Consider the following 17,355-nt stretch of genomic DNA (forward strand, 5'->3'; position numbering starts at 1 on the left):
TGTAAAACTGAAAAGAACCTTAAAAAATTTATAAAGAATGTATATCGCCATTACCAAACAACAATCGGGCATGAACTATAAGGGAAGTGTTTCTGATTTCGTCAATTATTTGGAAAAGGAAAACGAGGATAAAAGTATGGAACTCCGGGAACATTTTTTTGACCAGTATAACGACAAGGTAAGCCCAGAAGAAGTAATTTCGGAAATTGATGGCAATACCGCTAAGCTTTCCAAAAAGGATCCTAAATTCTATTCTTTGGTGGTCAGTCCTAGCCCGAGGGAATTAAAACATATCCATAACAATCCCGAAAAACTGCGTAAATACGTTAGGGAAGTCATGAAGGACTATGCCGACGCTTTTTATAGGGACCAGAAAGTTACTGTTGACGATATTAAATATTATGCCAAAATCGAGCACGAACGTACCTATAAGGGAACGGACAAAAAGATACGGGAAAACCAGCCCTTTGCCACCAAAATACTCAAGCTAAAACATAAAATCAGGGACATACAAGAAAGCATTGCAACAGGTAACATCAAAAAACTGGAAAAGGAAATAGCCAAATTGGAAAAAGAAGCCCCGCACCGATCCCGAGGGCCCGGGAGCAAACGTATCGTCAGAGGAATGCAGAAAGAAGGCTACCAGAGCCATATCCATATTATTGTCAGCAGAAAGGACAGTACCAATTCGTTCAGTCTTTCCCCGGGATCAAAATATAAAGAATCGGAAACAATTCTAAACAGCAAAAAAGTAAAACAGGGCTTTCACAGGGAAAAATTTTATAAAGCCGCTGAAAAAAGATTTGATACTGTTTTTGACTACAACCGAAATTTTGTTGAAAGTTATTGGGCAAAAAATATGTTTATAAAAGACCCGAAACAATTTTTTACAACACTTGTGGGCTTACCAACAAACGAAAGACAAATGGCTTTTAAATTGCTCCATAAAGCAGGAATAAACATTCCCAATATTCCTACCAATAAGGTGCAATTGGCATATAAGGCATTTATAAAACTTAAGAAAGGAATGGGAAAAGCGATAAACTCCGGTTCTATCGGGATTTAGTACTAATTTTCAATAAATGTTAGCTATGGGTGAAATGAGCAGTTTGATTTTGTATGTTACATTGCTATGTAGTATCTCTTATCTTATTATAAGATTTGTACGTTATGGTTTTTCCCTGATGTGCCTGAGTATAATCGGTATATCGGTTATTGGATATTACGCTCTGGATTTGCATTCCTTTTTAAAGATACTCATGTATATAACCATCCCTTTCCTGTTCTTAAATATATTGTTATATGTTTTTTTTCGAAAGATGATACCTCTAACAAAAAAAATAAAAAATATAAGGTAGTACTCAATACAAAAGGTTCTCGCTTTGTATTGGAAAACATCCGTAGGGGAGTCTCTATTATTGGGGCAGCGGGCAGTGGTAAAACTGAAAGTGTGGTCTATAATTTTTTAGAACATTTTGGCAAGAATGCTTTTTGCGGGGTCATGCACGATTACAAGGATTTTGAAATTACCGAAATGGCATATCCTATATTCAAAAAAAGCAATACCGATTTTATATTGTTTCTTTTGACCCCATTCACCATAGGGTCAATCCCATTGCCCCCACATATTTGCCGGATGAAGAAAGTGTCTATGAAATCTCAAGGGTGCTGTTGGAGAACCTTTTGGAATTGAAAGAATCGGATAATAACAGTACCTCTCGATTTTTTAAAGATGCCGTGGAAGGCTTGATAGGTGGTCTGATTTGGAGGCTCAAAACAGATTATGGGGATTACTGTACCATTCCCCATTTAATAGCCCTGTACCAACATTTGGAAACGAAAGCACTCATTGCCTTTCTCGAAGCGGATTTAACAGCTAAAGCTATGGCAGATGCTTTTATAAGTGGGGTAGGGTCTGACAGGCAAACGGCAGGGGTTAAAAGCACCTTGGCCAATGCCTTTAAAAAATAAGTACCAAAAAAATATTTATGGTGCTTTCCGCGGATGATATACCTTTGGATGTCAACAATCCCCAAAACCCAGCGGTCATTTCCATAGTGAACAATCCTAAAAAAGAAGCCTCTTTGTCTCCGGTTATTGCCACTATCATGCACACGATTACCAAACTAATCAAAACCCTTCATTCGTGCTGTTGGAAGAAGCATCTACCATTCGCCTATTAAACATGCACCGTATTCCGGCAACCTTAAGGAGTTATGATATTGTGACCCTTTATGTATTACAGGACAAAATACAAAACGATATGATGTATGGGGATAGGGCAAGTCGTGCTATTTTAAGCAACTTGTCTTATCAGTTTTTTGGAAAGGCAAACTATCCAGATACGGCAAAGTATTACGAACGCTTTTTTGAAATTGTGAAAAAGCAGACAAGAAGTATCAATAAAGGGCATAACCTAAATTTTGATACTCGGGTAACGCAAGGGGAGAAGGAAGTTTCTAAACGTAGAGCAGATGTTTTTTTTCGATTGAAACAAGGGGAGTTTATTGTAGTTGCCGAGGGGAAGGATAAAAAATTACAGTTCAAACGCCCTAAGTTAATTAAAGGATTACCTGACATTAAAGAAATAGGAAATACTGATTTGGATGCGAATTTTATAAAAATTCATAATGATGTGAAATCTATCTTTAACGTGAGTTCGAGTTAAAAAATAGTATTAACAGGATGAAAGACCTTTTATTAAAGGAATAAATTAGAATAGCACATCTTTTTTGATGTTGTTAATCCTATGGTAAACAGGGTCGAATTTAGGATTAACTATAGTAAACTGATTAAACATTAATACCAAATTTGTTGATTCATTTCATAGAAAAATATCCTTTCCATTTTGCCCTCATCAAGGCATCTTAGAATGAATAATGCATTTTTAGGAGCCTCATATCTAAGTTCATACCCATTTGATTTTTGCACGCCCAAAGATATCCATTTACCATCAAAATAGAAAAGTTCATATTTTAAATTCGGAAGGACATGATTTCTATTGTTCTGGGGACAGAATGAGACTCTCATTAACCTCCTTGGGTACTTCAAGTCATATCCTATCCAAGCGTCTTTATTTTTAAGAGAGCTCATCTTATTTTTAATATTGACATACGTAAGCATGTCCCCGTCCCTGATTTTGTATAAATCAAGCTCTTGTAATTCTTCGGGGAGTATTTCTTTTGCTTTAAATTCCGACTCCTCAAAATTTTCGTCACTCCCAAAGAACCGCAACTCCGCAAGATTGACTGGATTACTCAATAAAAATCTAACGTATCGGAACTTTTGATCGTTAAGAATATTGATGGAATAAGACCTAAGTTCAGGATGAAAATCTACTTCTCCGAGCAATGTGGCATCTTTGAATTCCCGGTTGTTGGCACCTTCTATTCTACTCCCCTTTAAGAGATGACCTGGATCATTATACTTTGATCCTTTTCTATATTTACGCTTCAACAACACCTTCTGCTTTTCTTTGGATGGTGTAAGTTTCTTTATTTGTCCATCTTCTCCTAAATAAAAGGGGTTTCCAGCAATTATTGATACCCCATTTTTATAAAAGATAGGGGCATAAATCATATCCCCTCCCATCTTTTTAAATTCTACAGTTCTACCGTCCAATTTTCCCCACTGAACAGGTCGCCACCAATTGTTGTTGAATACCCCCAAATAAGCATAATATGTATTGTTTGGAACTTCAACCTCCAACAGTATTTTTACATCAATGGCCTTAAAATAAACTTCAGACACATCTTTCTTTTTCAGGTTCCTAAAAAGCGGAGGAATATTCTCTACCGCTATTCTTTTATCAGTCAATGGCCCTTCAGGATATGTTGCGAAGGTATGACGATATATTTTTGGAAGATGAAACTTCCCCCATATGGAATCTGTATCAACGTTATTATAAATCCGATTGTATTTCCATCTATCATCATCCCAATTAGGTTCAAACGCATAGGTCTTTCCATTATAAATTAGAGCGTTCCATGTGTGCCCGTTATTACCATGTCCCCAAAGGGGTACAAAATCTACAGTTACAGGTATGCCCAATGAAGTAAAAAGCATGGAGTTGAACCAACAACGCTGGTCGCATAGTACTTTAGTCGATAACTCCACATCTTTACATTTTAGGAATGGATAATCTGAAAGCAACCCATTAGAGAAAGTAATGTCACGATATTTATACAATAGTGAATCAATGGCAATATGAATTGGTAAAGGATACTTTTCAGAAAAATACTTCCCATGGTCGTCTAAAAAATACTTCCTATGGTTATCCAATGCTAAACCGGATTGATTCCTATAGGGAAGCACATACTCCAAAAAATCCATGTAAAGTATACTGTCCTTATAAGGATTCGTGGACCATGCATCGAATGCCATATCAATATTATCCATTAGGTAGTCGGCCTTAACCCCTTTTAAGTCATGGATGATCGGCTTGGAATATATATATTCGGAAAGTGGCCATCTATTCTTTTCGAAAATCCAAATCGAATCGATTATAGGCTTGATTTCCGTTCCGTAATCCAAATCGCCACTGCCTAAAAGGGAATCCAATATATTTAGAACCGGTCTGTATATTGCCAAATTGGTAGTATCATAGGAAAAATTTCCTGGCATATGACTAATAAGATATTCGGCCGCACCAACTTTCGCAGTATCATTTTCCGCAAGGTAATGGTTCAACACTTTTTTAAATTCGACACTGTTTCTCCCAGCAAGTTCCAATGATTGTTTAAGGCGATCTTTTTTATTACAGGTGGACAAGGTTATAATGAAAAAAGCACATGTAATAACCGTTATTGAATATTTTAAAGAGGAGGATATATTATTATATTTCATCTATTTAAATTTAGAAGGTATTTTTTTATTTTATGTCCTTTTCTAAAAGTAACGGAATCGTACTTTCCATACCTTTGGCAATTCCCTGAATAGTTTTGTCTAGCTTAGATTGGTCACCCTCTTGTAATAGAGCAGGTCTAAGATCTGAGCTTACAGCATTACTCCATGTAGTATATAATATACCCAACATCTTTGGATTTTCCTTATTTTTTATAGCCGAATTAACCAATGAGATAGTAGCATCTTCGTTGTTCCAAGGACAGGCTAAAACCCGAAATCCTTCATCCAAAAATTTTTTAATCCATGGATATTCTTTATGGTTTCCATATTCCCAATAACACATAATAATATCATCAGGAATCTGTTTCAACGCATCACTAGTCCCTTTACCATGTCTTTCATCGAACATATCTGACCATATAAGCATTTCGAGCTCTCTTTTTTTTACAATATGCTGGTAATATTCATTGACACACTTGGCCCACAATTCGGCATTATTGTAGCCATTCGCCTCAGGATGCGTGGAAACATCAAAATCCCAAGCCTCGTCCATACCAATATGAAATCCTTCTGGCTGAAAAGCATCTATAAGTTCGTCGGCCATAGCAAATGCCACAGGGTTTACCTTTTTATTAAAGGGATCCCATAGCTTTTTCTCTCCAGGCCACTGATATTCAGGGAATGCTCTTAGTAATTGACCAAAATTTTGATGGGTCAAGAAGTTCATTCCCACCATGACCCTGATGCCATTGTCTTTACAGATCTTAGACATTTTCCTTGCGTCCGCTTTGGTAAAATAGCGTCCGACTGGAAGGCTCAATCTTTCTAGCTCTGGACGACAAACAAAGTGAAAATTATTCCAGTGCATATCGAAAATTACTAGGTTGATTCCTTTTGGAACCAAAGCGTCTTCTACAAGTTTCTTAAAATTCAGAAGGAAATCGGCCGATGAAGATTCTTTTTCCTCAGGGGCAAAAATAATTCCCCGCCATAACTGTTCTCTTGGAGGATCAAAATTGCTTCCCGATGAAGAATAAATTGTTGCTTTTTGACTAATTAACAGGAATGGGAATAGAAATAGTAATGTCATTAATTTTTTCATTTTCTTATTTTTTTTTGGTTATAAATAAAGGTAGATAAAAGAATATACCCAGAAAGGAGAACAATAGACCCCCAATAGACCCTACAGCAAAAGAGAACCAGAAGGCTTCATTTTGACCATTCCATACAAATGGAATTAACCCAACAATAGTAGAAGTTATTGTTAGGATTATAGGAATAATTTTATAATTAAAAGCCTTAAAGTATAGTGCTTGATTGTTTCTGTTAGGATATTGTTTTTTTAAATTATTATGATCGTTAATTATAAAAAGAGCCGAATTGACACTAATACCGCTCAATAAAATAAACGAAGCATATCCGCCTTGGTCAAAGTTAAAATCAAATAGATAAAAGGTTAGAAACACCCCTATAAAAGATAAGGGTATCATACTTATGATAGCAAGAGGTTGTTTCAAGGATTCCAAAAGAATAGTACAAACAAAGAAAATAATAATAATGACCACAAAAAGATAATAATATTGCTTTGAATCCTTTTTGTTCCATCCTCCATAAGACTGCTCTAAAACGCGATAACCTATAGGTAATTTAACTTCTAGCTCTGCAACATTGCGTTCTCTTACTTTTTTTGCTAGCGGTTGAGTGCCTAAAAAATCATATGCAACAGTTAAGCGGTATTGTTGGTTGTTTTTTTCAATGGTATTTCCTGTTTTTCTTTTATCGATAAAGGCCAACTGGTTTAATTTATATTGCTTTTTATTAATGGGAATAGGTGTATTCTTTAAATCCCAAACATTAAATTTTTGATATTTGTCGGATACTAATTTTACCTGTTGTAGCTCATGGTCATTTATAATAGAGGTTATATTTCTGGAATATACTTGGTTTTGTAAATATCCATATAATTGATGTTGCGATAAATTGGCCATGGCCAATCGTTCTTGGTCAAAATTTAAAAAATATTCATTTATTGCATTACTACCCCAGCCACCGCTTGTAATTTCTACCTCTTTAACGCGACCATTTGAATTAGTCTCTAATTGTTTTTTAAGCAGTTCCGCATAACCATACAGATTATCGTAATTATACCCTTCTACAATAATACGGTTACTTTTGTTGCCCGTGCCCAAAGCATTTGAAAAGCCACGCCCAACACCACTTACAGACCAATCCAATCCACCTAAACTAATTGCTTTAGATTCCAGTTTGCTTTTTAAAGTATAGGGAAAAGAGCCAAACTCATAATCCTCCTTAAAATATATAACGACACTCGAACTTTTCGGGCTATTAATCCTTGTTTCGTACAATGAGACTTCGTCAAATCTCTCAATATAATTTTCCATTTTCAGAATGGCTTCATTGAGCTGTTCAATAGTACATCCATCTGGCATACTTCCGGTTATACGGAGTGCGGTACGTTCAGGTTTATTATAATATGAATTTTCAAAAACATCTTCCGTAAATAAACGAAAAGAACCTCCAATAAACCTTTCAAGTGTAGGGCGTAATTCAGTATTGTACCACTCTGTTCCTAATGTATTGTTATAAAGCTTATCCCATATTGTATTACCTTCAAGTTCTTGAGGTAATAAGTGTATAGGCAATCCGAACCCAAATATAAACAATACAATAAAGACCCATTTAAATTTTGGTTTTTGTGTCCAATTTATAACATTTACATATCCTCTTGTAAATTTGAAAACACGTCGTTTACGTTTTCTGGAAAAACGAATCCGCTTTTTTTTCATTTTCATTTTTTCCAATAGGGCGGGTACATAATATAAGGAAACCAAAAGTGAAACACCAATATTAATGGCGATGACTAAGGCAAAGTCCCAAAGATTTAAACGTTGGCTTTCCTCTAAAAGAAAAATAACCATAAGAGCTCCAATGGTAGTTAAGGTAGCTGCTAAAATGGCTAAAAAAGCTTTTTTATTGCCTTTGTTCCGTAAATGGTCAATCATAATGATACTATTGTCTATAATAATACTAAAGGAAATAGTAATCCCAGCAAAGGAGTACAATTGCAATTGCACATTTAGTGCATAATAAAAAATAACCGCTATTAAAAGATTGGTGACAATACTTAAAAACAATACCACTAAATATTTTACACTTCTATTAATTAAAATTATCAATACTAGTAGAATCAAAAAAGAAAATAAGGTTCGTTTTTGTATTTTTTGTAATTCCGCTACTACAAACTCTGTGGTGTCCTTAGTCATTTTGATTGAAAAGCCAATAGGTAAACCAGTTTTTAAATCATCAACAGTTGATCTTATGGTTTTTGCTAAATCAATGGTATTCACACCCTTTTCGGCATATATGGCCATATTGACGGTATTTAAACCGTTTATACGGTAATAGGCATTTACATTGCCCTCTTTATACCTGACAGTTGCAAGATTGCTTAGATAAATAATCCGATTTTGTATTTTCTTAATAGGAATTATATTCCAATTGATTTTTTCTTTTGGTTTGTGGGCTAAAACCAATGAAATTTCTCGATCAGTTGTGCTGTTTTCGGATTGAATCAAGGCAGTACCTAATTCTTTTTTTTGAAGGTATGTTCTTACCCCATTTTGTATCTCCTCAACGGAAATGTTTAATTGAAATAACTTTTTAGTATCGTATTCAATAACCCATTCAAAAGGGGCTGCTCCGTAAACATCTACTTTATTAACCCCATTTATAGTAGTTAACTTGGGTAATACGTTATTCTCAGTAAATTTCTTTATATGATAGGGGCTTTCATTGGCATTGATACTATAGGATAAAATGGGTGAAGTATTTTCATTAGTACTACTTTTAGATAATGAAGGGTAACTAACACCTTCGGGTAACTCAGAATAGCTTTGACGGATAAGATTGGCCGCTTCAAAACGGATAGCATCCATATCCATCTCTTTTTTAAAGTTCATTGAAATTGAACCGCTACCTTTTCGTGAAGATGAACTGATATTGCTAATACCATGTATAGTATTAAAGACACCTTCTAATTTAGAGGTTACTTCTTGTTCTATGACTTTTGCAGAAGCATCTTGCCAACCAAAAGAAACGCTTAGGGAGCTATTGGAACGAGTAGGGGTAAGTTGAACGTTTAATAAAGGGATTAAACTTGCCCCTATAATAGATAGAGAGATAAAAATTAGAATTACAGAGAATGACGATGAGTTTTGTTTCACGTATTTTACTATTTTCAAGCTAAGTTATAATAAAAAATTAAACCTTTTGAACTAATCAACTCTCTCTGTTTTAATTGAACAAAAGTTATAATCTAACTCGCGGTAATTTTGGATAGACTCTTAATTGATCTCATCTCTTTTTTGCAGATTGTTTAAAGTAGTTAGGAAGAATTTTGCTAAAATAAGGTTGCCTCATATTTGGAAATGATTCAGGTAAATACAATAAATTGATATTCAAATTGTTATCTGCTATAAAAACTATAGGCTCATTAAGCTTTTCAGCTTTTATATAAAAGGTTTCTACAAAAAAATGTTTAAAATCATACTCCGAATTATGCAAAGGCTTACCTATTTCTCCTAAGTTCGAGGCAACAATTATTTTGTCCTTTCCAATTTTATTAGCAATAATTTCTAAATCTTGTAAAATTTTGGTAATGCATGAACCACATGTTTTTTCATTAAAAAAAAGAATTATTTTTTTAGAATTTAATATTGGCTTTAACGTCGGGTTATTCTTAAAAATAATTTCTCTATTATTCTCTGATATACGAACTTGAAAATTGAAAATTAATTTGGTATTAAAATTTTTAATTTTATTTTCTAATAATAGGTTTTGTTCATTCAAGCTTTTAGTAAAACCAATAAGTTTTTTCTCTCTTGAATTTTTTGTTTTAAGCAAATAAAAATTAGTAAATAATAGCAAAAAAACAGCAATATATACCCATTTTTTATTCATGGCGTATTTGAATTAAAAAAAATTTAATTTAGCAGTAAATATTAAATCCTCTTTTTCAGGATGTACGAATATTAGGTTTTTATCATCGGTGGTAACTGTAAAAATATTCATCCAGTCTTCTAATTTTATTTTTAATTTGGGCTCTCCATTCCACGTAAAAATATGAAGTTCTTTCTGAGAAATTGATTTACTTATATATTCATTACTTCCTTTATTTTTTCTTTGGGCTGTAGATAATTGGTATAAGCCATAAATATACTTATCTGTAATAGTGATATCTTTATAGTATTTATAAAGATCAAAGGAATCTTTTATTGAATTTTTTGTAAACGAAATGTCTTTTTGATCAGGGGTTCCATTAATTGATTTCTCTATTAATTTACCTGTATTAAAATCATAAATTCTTAATAATGAAAATTTTGTATACAGTATAGCTAACTTTGATTTATCAGGTGATAAAGAAATGTGCTTATTATAAAGTATTGGTTTAATTTTTTTGGGTGCATTAGGATAAAAATTCGGATAATCGATAAAAGAACCTATTTCTTCATTGTGAGTATTAAAAGAAACTATTTCATGTGTTGAATTTGTCCACATAACACCGCAGATAATGGAGTCATTTAAAACAGTCGCTTGGTTTAAACCCATTATTTTTCCAGGTATGTAATAATTCTCTAAAAAAGTAACCTTATTATTTGTTATGTCGTTTTCATTTAAACCTATTGTAAAAACCTTTTTTAAATCTGAAATGGAAATATTCTTACCATCAGTTCTAAAACTTGAAATATTTGGATAAACAAATTCTTGAGGACCTTTGCCTTTGCTCCCAAAACTCCCTAAATAGGCATATGATGGTAATTTAAAGACTCTAAATATGGTATCAGAATCAATGTTCATCGAAACGAGAAAATCATTAGTTGCAATTATTCTTCTTTCTTTTAAGAGAACTGGAGGTACTTCAACTGAATCAACTTCAACAGCATAACTTTTATTAAAAGTTATGCTGTTTTTATTAGGCTCAAATTTATTTGCACATCTGTTTAATATTAATAAAGCAATAAATGATAAACATATATTAATAATGTCAGAAGTTGAAATTTTTTTCATTTTGGAGCATTATATCAGAATTAAAAATGTTTTAACAACCATGCTAGTTGGTTGGTGCTAGGTTGTACAGGTGGCTAGTCCATTAACGTCGCTCGCGTCCGTAACAACTTTACAACAATACTCTACCCCATTTACTGTAATGCTACATGCAATAACATAATTGCTTCCATTTCTTGTAACCGTATTCCAACAATCCCAAGTACCTCCTGGACCTTCAGCATTGGCAACATTCGTTTTTATTAATTCTGCCAAGTCCAAATCACTATCCGAGCTAGTATATTGCACTTGAACTAAAAAACAAAGCCATTGCAATAACAGCTATTCCTAAACTTCCAATTATTTTTTTCATTTTTTTTGATTTTAAATGTTAACGGGGCTTGCCCCGTAAATTATTGTTTTACTCTTACAAAGTTTATAGAGGTTCGCTACTTTGCGGGGCGTAACTAATAGATTCAGGTTTTTATACCGGTTAAAAACTGGCAAAATGTATGGAATCTATCCTCTAGGCACTTTTTTTATATCCATAGGCATTGATTTTAAGGTAATTGTTTTGGTGTTTTGCTAATGTAATTGTCAAAGAATTGACAAGCTTTAAAATTGCTTTATTAAAACGACGTAATATATATAATACTATTTTCCCAATAATGAGATAATATTGTTGTTGAATTTGATTTTTTTTCCAAATTTCATAAAATTATTTTAGAATAAGGGCCGCCAAGAAGCTCGGTTATTTAAATAGGGGGCAATACAATTTAACAACAAATCTATGAGGCACTATTTTAACTTATACTATGCAAAAGGGTAGTTCTTTTGTTTTTTTTAAATTAATTGCCTGGGATAAATCGAAATAATTTTGGGGGCTTAGAAACGGACGGCATCCATATCCGTCCCTTTTTTAAAGTCCATATAGATGGCCCCGCCGCCTTTTCTAGAGGTTGAGCGGATGTCCTTAATGCCCTTAACGGTATTGAAAACGCCTTCCGGTTTAGAGGTTGCTTCCTGCTCGATGACCTTGGCAGAGGTGTCTTGCCAACCAAAAAAACACTTAAGGACTTGTTGGCCCGTGTTGGGGCAAACTGGATGCTCAACAAGGGTATCAGGCTGGCTCCTATTATGGATAGCGTAATAAAGATAAGGATTATTGAAAATGGGGATAAACTTTTTTTCATCAATTATGCTATTTCCATGCTAAACTATAACAAAAAATTATTTTTTTTTGAACAAATAGAGCCTCTCCTTCTTAATCTAATATTATGAAATATGTGTATTGATATTATTGAATTTACATAGCTCTAAATATTAATTTTAGTCCAATAGTTTGCCACTTAACAATACAGGGTTATCATTTGAATCTAAAATATTCTTAATTTCATTTGCCTCAGAAGTTTCTTTTAATTTACTACGCAATTCTATGGGGTCAATAAATCGATACATAGTTTCGCTATCGTCTATATATTCTGGCCAAAAATCAATATCAATATTATTGGAAAACCCTTTAGTTCCCAAATTAATAATTAAAGATTCATTATTATTCTTTTTATATAAAAAATATTTCTTTTCATTATTATATGCAATTTGTAAAAAAAAATACTTACCGGACTCTAGAATACTACCTACCTGATAAAACTTGTGAGCGTTCTTTTGATAATATCCTGTTTTTTCATAGTATTTGTCTGGCATTCTTTTTTTACCCAAGTCAAACAGTATATAGGGTTCAGAAGTGTTTTTTTGGTTAATTTTAAATACTGTATCTGATAATACTTCTTTATAATAGGTGCTATTATTATGATTGCCCCAAACTACATCTAGTAGATAAGGAATTTTTTTTATAAACGCTCCTTTAGAATCTATTACAGAGTTAATTACTTGAAAATTTTTGTCCAAAAAAAATATATTAAAATTATTTTCGGAAAAGCGTGCAGATTGATAGATGCAATAGTTTCCATTGGTAAGTTTTGAAATATGTGCGGCGTGAGTATAATTGATTGAAAAACTTTCAATAAAATTTCCATATATATCATACTTGAGAAGTTTTCCGCTCGTTGGGCTCAAAATAAAAATACTTTCCTCTCTTGAATCAACAATAAAATCTTCAATTGTGATATATTCCGATGGGCCTCTTCCTTTATTGTAAATAAAGGTAACTAAGTCTCCATTTTTTTTGAAAACAAAAAGTTTCTGTTGTTGGTCTACTATAAATAAATAATTTTCGGTAACTTTATAGTGTAATATTTCGCCTACGGGATTCTCCTTATCATACTGAAGAAATGTAAATTTCAAGGAATCTGCTACTTCGTATAATTTCATCTCTTTATCCTTAGCATTATCAAAATCAACAATATAATAACCGCTGTTAATTTTATTATTATCAGGTTTACAATTGATCAAAATTAAAACTATCAGAAGATAACATTTATTATAAAAACAATTAAGTTTATTCACTTTTTTGATTGATTTTTAGAGTATTATAAACGCTAAAATTAATTGAATAAAGATGTAGTCCAAACTATTATATATTGGGAATACCTACCAAAATATCGTTTATTTTGTTCTTATCCAAATGAATGGAAATAGGATAAATATTATCCTTAAAAAAGTTAGCATAATACTTATTCGTAGAGTCAAGAAACACATTTTTATATTTCATTACATCTTCCCCAAGTTTTAATCGTAAAGATTTCTTTGATGAATAATTTGTAATAATAAAAAAAAGCCGATTACTATTTTTGTTTAAGATCAATAGTTCTTCTGCATCCGTTACGCAGCCTGGACAACCTGCATGTGGTATAACTACATAATAGATATAATTTTTGTTGTTAGGTATATCGGTTAATAAGCTTTCCGAATAAAAAGAATGTAAATCTTTACTATGGCAACCAATAAAAGTTAGTGCTGATGCTAATATCAAAATGATCTTTTTCATTAACTATATTTTAATATTAATTATTTTAAACTTCATTTCATCCTCATTGGAGAAATTTTGCAAATGAATTCCTTTTTCATTTATGAAGATATTTTCGGGTATTATATTATTAATTGAAATTTCTCCCAAAGTTTCAAAATTGTTATCCAAAACAATCAATTGAAATTGCCTTTTTTTCCAATAATCCTTACCCACAATTTCTTTTTTTTGCATTGGTAAAGCAGATATTCTATAATAAACATCTTTATATCTATCATAAAATATTGATATATACGAAGAATTAGTTATGTAATATATTAATCGTTTATTAGAATCTACGAAATCACTCTTATCTTTTGAAAATGGCTCAATTGATTTAATATAGCTACTCCCTGCATAAACATATCGACCTTTCTCACTAACTAAATCATACACGTATAAATTATGGCTAATAGGAAAATTCACTATTAGTGACTGAGTTAATGGATTATAAGTTGATGAAGTCATATAATAATATGTAGCACCCCAATTGAATTTGTTATATAAATCAGGGTAATTAATGTGATAACTTAATTGCTTGTCATCAGTATCTAACTTAAGAATAGTCTTCCTTTGCTTATGGCCTCTTCCCCCAGTAAATAATTCTCCAACCTGATATCCTGTCAAATATAAACTCCCTTTATGACTTACGAGAGGAAGGTTTGTTGACATATAGGGATAAGGTAAAATGGTTGAATCATTAATCGTTTCTTGTGACAGATCAAATTCTTTCTTAAAATCTCCCCTTAAGTTATATAAATAGAGTTTCTTATTTGTTGTGCTAAATAGGAAAATACTATCTTTATTTTTAATTGTATAAGAATCAAAAATATGATTTGATATTGTATTATCCCAGATACTATCCTGCTTCTTGGTTAAATAATCAAGAAAGTATATTGAATTATTAGTAGAATTAAAGTAAGTAAATTGATTATTTTCAAACCCATCATAATACTGTATTGAATTGGAATACTGTAATGAAGAATCATCAATTTTAAAGATAATAGAATCGTATCCTATTTGTTTGATTTTATTTTTCGTAACACCATAATTCATGTTTGGGTTTATAGGTTTCGTACATGATACTGATATACAGCTGGCAATAACCAGTACAATTATAATTTTACAGCTTGTCATATCTAAAATAATTTTTATAAATAAAGAGGCTATCTAAAAAGTATAATTTAAATCTTTTGCTACATTGGTTATAGTATAGACACATGAAAAATCGGCAAGTTAAAGCTAATGGCTGTAACCGAAATGACAAAAAATAGAACTTTTTGGATAGCCTCTTTTAATAGATTAATAATTTAAAAAGTTACACCCCAACACTATAGCAGTCTTTAATAGAAGAAGTTTCTTTACAGGATGCCCCCCCTGTAGAATGTATTGTACATAATCCACAGTTTTTTTGGGGATTGTTTTTACAAAAAGCCCCCGGCGATGTGATTGAACTATTACATTCGGCATTAGCTGTGTTCATACTCGTTATGCTTGCCAATTCAAAACCTCTTGTTAAACCGTTCGTTGTGTTTGCATTAAAAAGAATAACTAATGTAACAAAAAATATTCCTAAAATTCTTATTATTTTTTTCATTAATTTAAATTTATATTATTTTTTAAGTCAATATTAAAACCCAACATCGTAGCAATCTTTTGTCCCAGTTGTGTCTTTACAACATCTTTTCGTTGCATCGGTGACACAGAGACCGGTATTTATATTGGGGTTATGTTTACAAAAAGAGCTATTAACAGAACCTTTCAGACATTTAGTTTCCGCATTCGCATTAACCAAACATAACATAGAGTTTAATGTAATATCTTTACCTGAAATACTACTCTGTACTTTTACACTTAAAAATAACGCAAAGATAAATACACAAGCAGTCATTAAAATTTTAATAAACTTTACCATATTATATTTTTTATGTTGATACTAAAATCCAATATCGTAGCAATCTTTGATATGAGATGTTGATTCTTTACAAGAGGTAACTGTTGAACTTACAGTACAGAATCCGCAGTTTTTTTCATAATTATTTTTGCAATAGGCTCCTGGTTGATGAGTCACGTTATTACACTCCGCATTTGCTGTATTCATAGATACCAATCCTAATAAATCGAATTCTCCATTTGAGCCATTAATTGCATTTGTACTAAAAAATAGAGCCATTGCAATAATAGCTATCCCTAAAATTCCTATTATTTTTTTCTTTAAATTCATTTTTGAAATTTTTAATGGTTTATAATTTATTTACTCTTACAAAGTTTATAGAGGTTCGCTACTTTGCGGGGCGTAATATTAGATTCAGGTTTTTTACACCGGTTAAAAACTGGCAAAATGTATGGAATCTATCCTCTGTTTTTTTATATAATAGGCATATATTTTATGGTTAATCATAAATTAATTACGCAAAAGTACCACTAAGAAGTTAAGAAATCAAAAAAAAATCCGCAAAAAAAGTAAGTGAAATCCTTACTTTCTGTTTCAAATTTGCGATGTTTTCCGTGATATTGGTATTGTTTGAAATTTCGTAATCTTCGCTGCGTTAATTACTTGTGAATCAATAAAACAAATCAAAAGGTAACGCTGCTCAAAAGTGTAAGTTTTTGAATTTAAACCACTTTTTTGAGTTAATAGCAGTTTTGATTATTTAACATATTTAAATAATCGATTCCACTGAAACTTATCTTGGTAATTTGACTATAAAACACATTGTCTCTTAGACTAAACTCTTTGTATTGATTGCTTCTTCCAAATGTATAATTTTTTTTAAAAAAGTGAAATTTATCGTATCCTAGTATATTTCTCCCTCAAATGATTATTTTTTAATACTTTACACTATAGTTCCAACTAGTAGTATTCTTTTAAAAAGTTTAGTATACCTTGCACTTCAAATAGTTACATTTGCTTTTATTTTAAAGACAATATTATTTTTGACAATTAACTTTATAGTAATAAGCACCTACTAGTTTTCTATAACATATATCATCATATCACGTATATTAATTTACAAGTTCAAATTTAAGAGATAAATGGTAAAAGGTCCTTTGTCCATTAGTCTTTATTGTTGTATTAACAATATCATTTCCTAAACCTTTATTTTCAGTTTCAACAATCATTATGATTGAAACGGAATCTTTGGGAGAAACAATATTCTTAGATAATTTTAATTCCGTACAATTGCAAGAAGCTTCATATCCAAGCAATTCAACCGTTTCAGTACCCGTATTGTGAAAAATGAAATTCTGCTCAATGCTAGAACCTTTTTTTACTTTTTTTAGGTTAATATGCTTGTTATTACATATTAACAGTCCTTTTGTTTTTTTAATTTTTTCTTTAAGCTCACTATTAATTGAATCAACAGTTCCAATTATATTGTTAGCTGAATCGGTTTTTTTATTTTGGTTACCGTGTTTACAGGCAAAGTTGACCAAGAAAAGTAATATTAAGAGCAATAAATAAAAGTTACGTAACATAC

17 protein-coding genes are annotated in these 17,355 nt (G+C 31.8%); 4 read left to right on the top strand and 13 right to left on the bottom strand.

Features of this window, described 5'->3' with window-relative positions:
• Positions 1 to 37 precede the first annotated feature (37 nt).
• The 3 genes from mobB to UMM65_RS17730 all read left to right on the top strand — a co-directional run bounded on the left by mobB (position 38) and on the right by UMM65_RS17730 (position 1,971).
• Positions 38 to 1,066, top strand: coding sequence for a MobB family relaxase (gene mobB, locus UMM65_RS15780; protein ID WP_321977921.1), 1,029 nt, complete (start codon positions 38 to 40; stop codon positions 1,064 to 1,066).
• Positions 1,067 to 1,186: 120 nt separating this feature from the next.
• Positions 1,187 to 1,693 (top strand): hypothetical protein, encoded by a 507-nt coding sequence (locus tag UMM65_RS17725; protein WP_462976393.1) that lies wholly within the window; start codon positions 1,187 to 1,189, stop codon positions 1,691 to 1,693.
• The gene (locus UMM65_RS17730; protein WP_462976394.1) at positions 1,690 to 1,971 is read left to right on the top strand and encodes a hypothetical protein; all 282 of its coding nucleotides are present in this window, start codon (positions 1,690 to 1,692) and stop codon (positions 1,969 to 1,971) included. Before UMM65_RS17725 ends, UMM65_RS17730 begins: the two co-directional genes overlap by 4 nt.
• Here the strand turns inward: UMM65_RS17730 and UMM65_RS17735 are convergent.
• The gene (locus tag UMM65_RS17735) at positions 1,961 to 2,110 is read right to left on the bottom strand and encodes a hypothetical protein (protein ID WP_462976395.1); all 150 of its coding nucleotides are present in this window, start codon (positions 2,108 to 2,110) and stop codon (positions 1,961 to 1,963) included. The two genes, UMM65_RS17730 and UMM65_RS17735, sit on opposite strands and share 11 nt — an antisense overlap.
• Positions 2,111 to 2,146: 36 nt before the next feature.
• Here UMM65_RS17735 and UMM65_RS17740 point away from each other — a divergent pair, with 36 nt between their 5' ends.
• Positions 2,147 to 2,668, top strand: a complete 522-nt coding sequence (locus UMM65_RS17740) for a TraM recognition domain-containing protein (protein WP_462976396.1) — start codon at positions 2,147 to 2,149, stop codon at positions 2,666 to 2,668.
• Positions 2,669 to 2,799: 131 nt separating this feature from the next.
• On the opposite strand, the gene UMM65_RS15790 is transcribed toward UMM65_RS17740, so the two are convergent.
• The 12 genes from UMM65_RS15790 to UMM65_RS15845 form a co-directional block, all read right to left on the bottom strand.
• On the bottom strand, positions 2,800 to 4,770 hold the full coding sequence (locus UMM65_RS15790) for a hypothetical protein (RefSeq protein WP_321977922.1): 1,971 nt from the start codon (positions 4,768 to 4,770) through the stop codon (positions 2,800 to 2,802).
• Between the two features lie 100 nt (positions 4,771 to 4,870).
• Positions 4,871 to 5,947 (bottom strand): family 20 glycosylhydrolase, encoded by a 1,077-nt coding sequence (locus UMM65_RS15795; protein WP_321977923.1) that lies wholly within the window; start codon positions 5,945 to 5,947, stop codon positions 4,871 to 4,873.
• 4 nt (positions 5,948 to 5,951) lie between these two features.
• Positions 5,952 to 9,089 (bottom strand): efflux RND transporter permease subunit, encoded by a 3,138-nt coding sequence (locus UMM65_RS15800; RefSeq protein WP_321977924.1) that lies wholly within the window; start codon positions 9,087 to 9,089, stop codon positions 5,952 to 5,954.
• A 130-nt stretch (positions 9,090 to 9,219) separates the two neighbouring features.
• Positions 9,220 to 9,825: a hypothetical protein gene (locus UMM65_RS15805; RefSeq protein ID WP_321977925.1), complete on the bottom strand. Its 606-nt coding sequence runs from the start codon at positions 9,823 to 9,825 to the stop codon at positions 9,220 to 9,222.
• A gap of 12 nt (positions 9,826 to 9,837) precedes the next feature.
• On the bottom strand, positions 9,838 to 10,932 hold the full coding sequence (locus UMM65_RS15810; protein ID WP_321977926.1) for a BF3164 family lipoprotein: 1,095 nt from the start codon (positions 10,930 to 10,932) through the stop codon (positions 9,838 to 9,840).
• Between the two features lie 57 nt (positions 10,933 to 10,989).
• Positions 10,990 to 11,217: a hypothetical protein gene (locus UMM65_RS15815; RefSeq protein ID WP_321977927.1), complete on the bottom strand. Its 228-nt coding sequence runs from the start codon at positions 11,215 to 11,217 to the stop codon at positions 10,990 to 10,992.
• A 1,020-nt stretch (positions 11,218 to 12,237) separates the two neighbouring features.
• Complete coding sequence (locus tag UMM65_RS15820; RefSeq protein WP_321977928.1) at positions 12,238 to 13,320, bottom strand: 6-bladed beta-propeller; 1,083 nt, start codon at positions 13,318 to 13,320, stop codon at positions 12,238 to 12,240.
• Between the two features lie 121 nt (positions 13,321 to 13,441).
• On the bottom strand, positions 13,442 to 13,855 hold the full coding sequence (locus UMM65_RS15825) for a hypothetical protein (protein WP_321977929.1): 414 nt from the start codon (positions 13,853 to 13,855) through the stop codon (positions 13,442 to 13,444).
• Between the two features lie 3 nt (positions 13,856 to 13,858).
• A complete protein-coding gene (locus UMM65_RS15830) occupies positions 13,859 to 14,929 on the bottom strand; it encodes a DUF4221 family protein (protein ID WP_321977930.1) in 1,071 nt (356 codons plus the stop codon).
• Between the two features lie 262 nt (positions 14,930 to 15,191).
• On the bottom strand, positions 15,192 to 15,470 hold the full coding sequence (locus UMM65_RS15835) for a hypothetical protein (RefSeq protein WP_321977931.1): 279 nt from the start codon (positions 15,468 to 15,470) through the stop codon (positions 15,192 to 15,194).
• Positions 15,471 to 15,809: 339 nt separating this feature from the next.
• A complete protein-coding gene (locus UMM65_RS15840; RefSeq protein WP_321977932.1) occupies positions 15,810 to 16,097 on the bottom strand; it encodes a hypothetical protein in 288 nt (95 codons plus the stop codon).
• 782 nt (positions 16,098 to 16,879) lie between these two features.
• Positions 16,880 to 17,353 (bottom strand): DUF1573 domain-containing protein, encoded by a 474-nt coding sequence (locus UMM65_RS15845; protein ID WP_321977933.1) that lies wholly within the window; start codon positions 17,351 to 17,353, stop codon positions 16,880 to 16,882.
• Between the last annotated feature and the right edge of the window lie 2 nt (positions 17,354 to 17,355).

This window comes from Aureibaculum koreense (assembly GCF_034296135.1).
Classification (GTDB): domain Bacteria; phylum Bacteroidota; class Bacteroidia; order Flavobacteriales; family Flavobacteriaceae; genus Aureibaculum.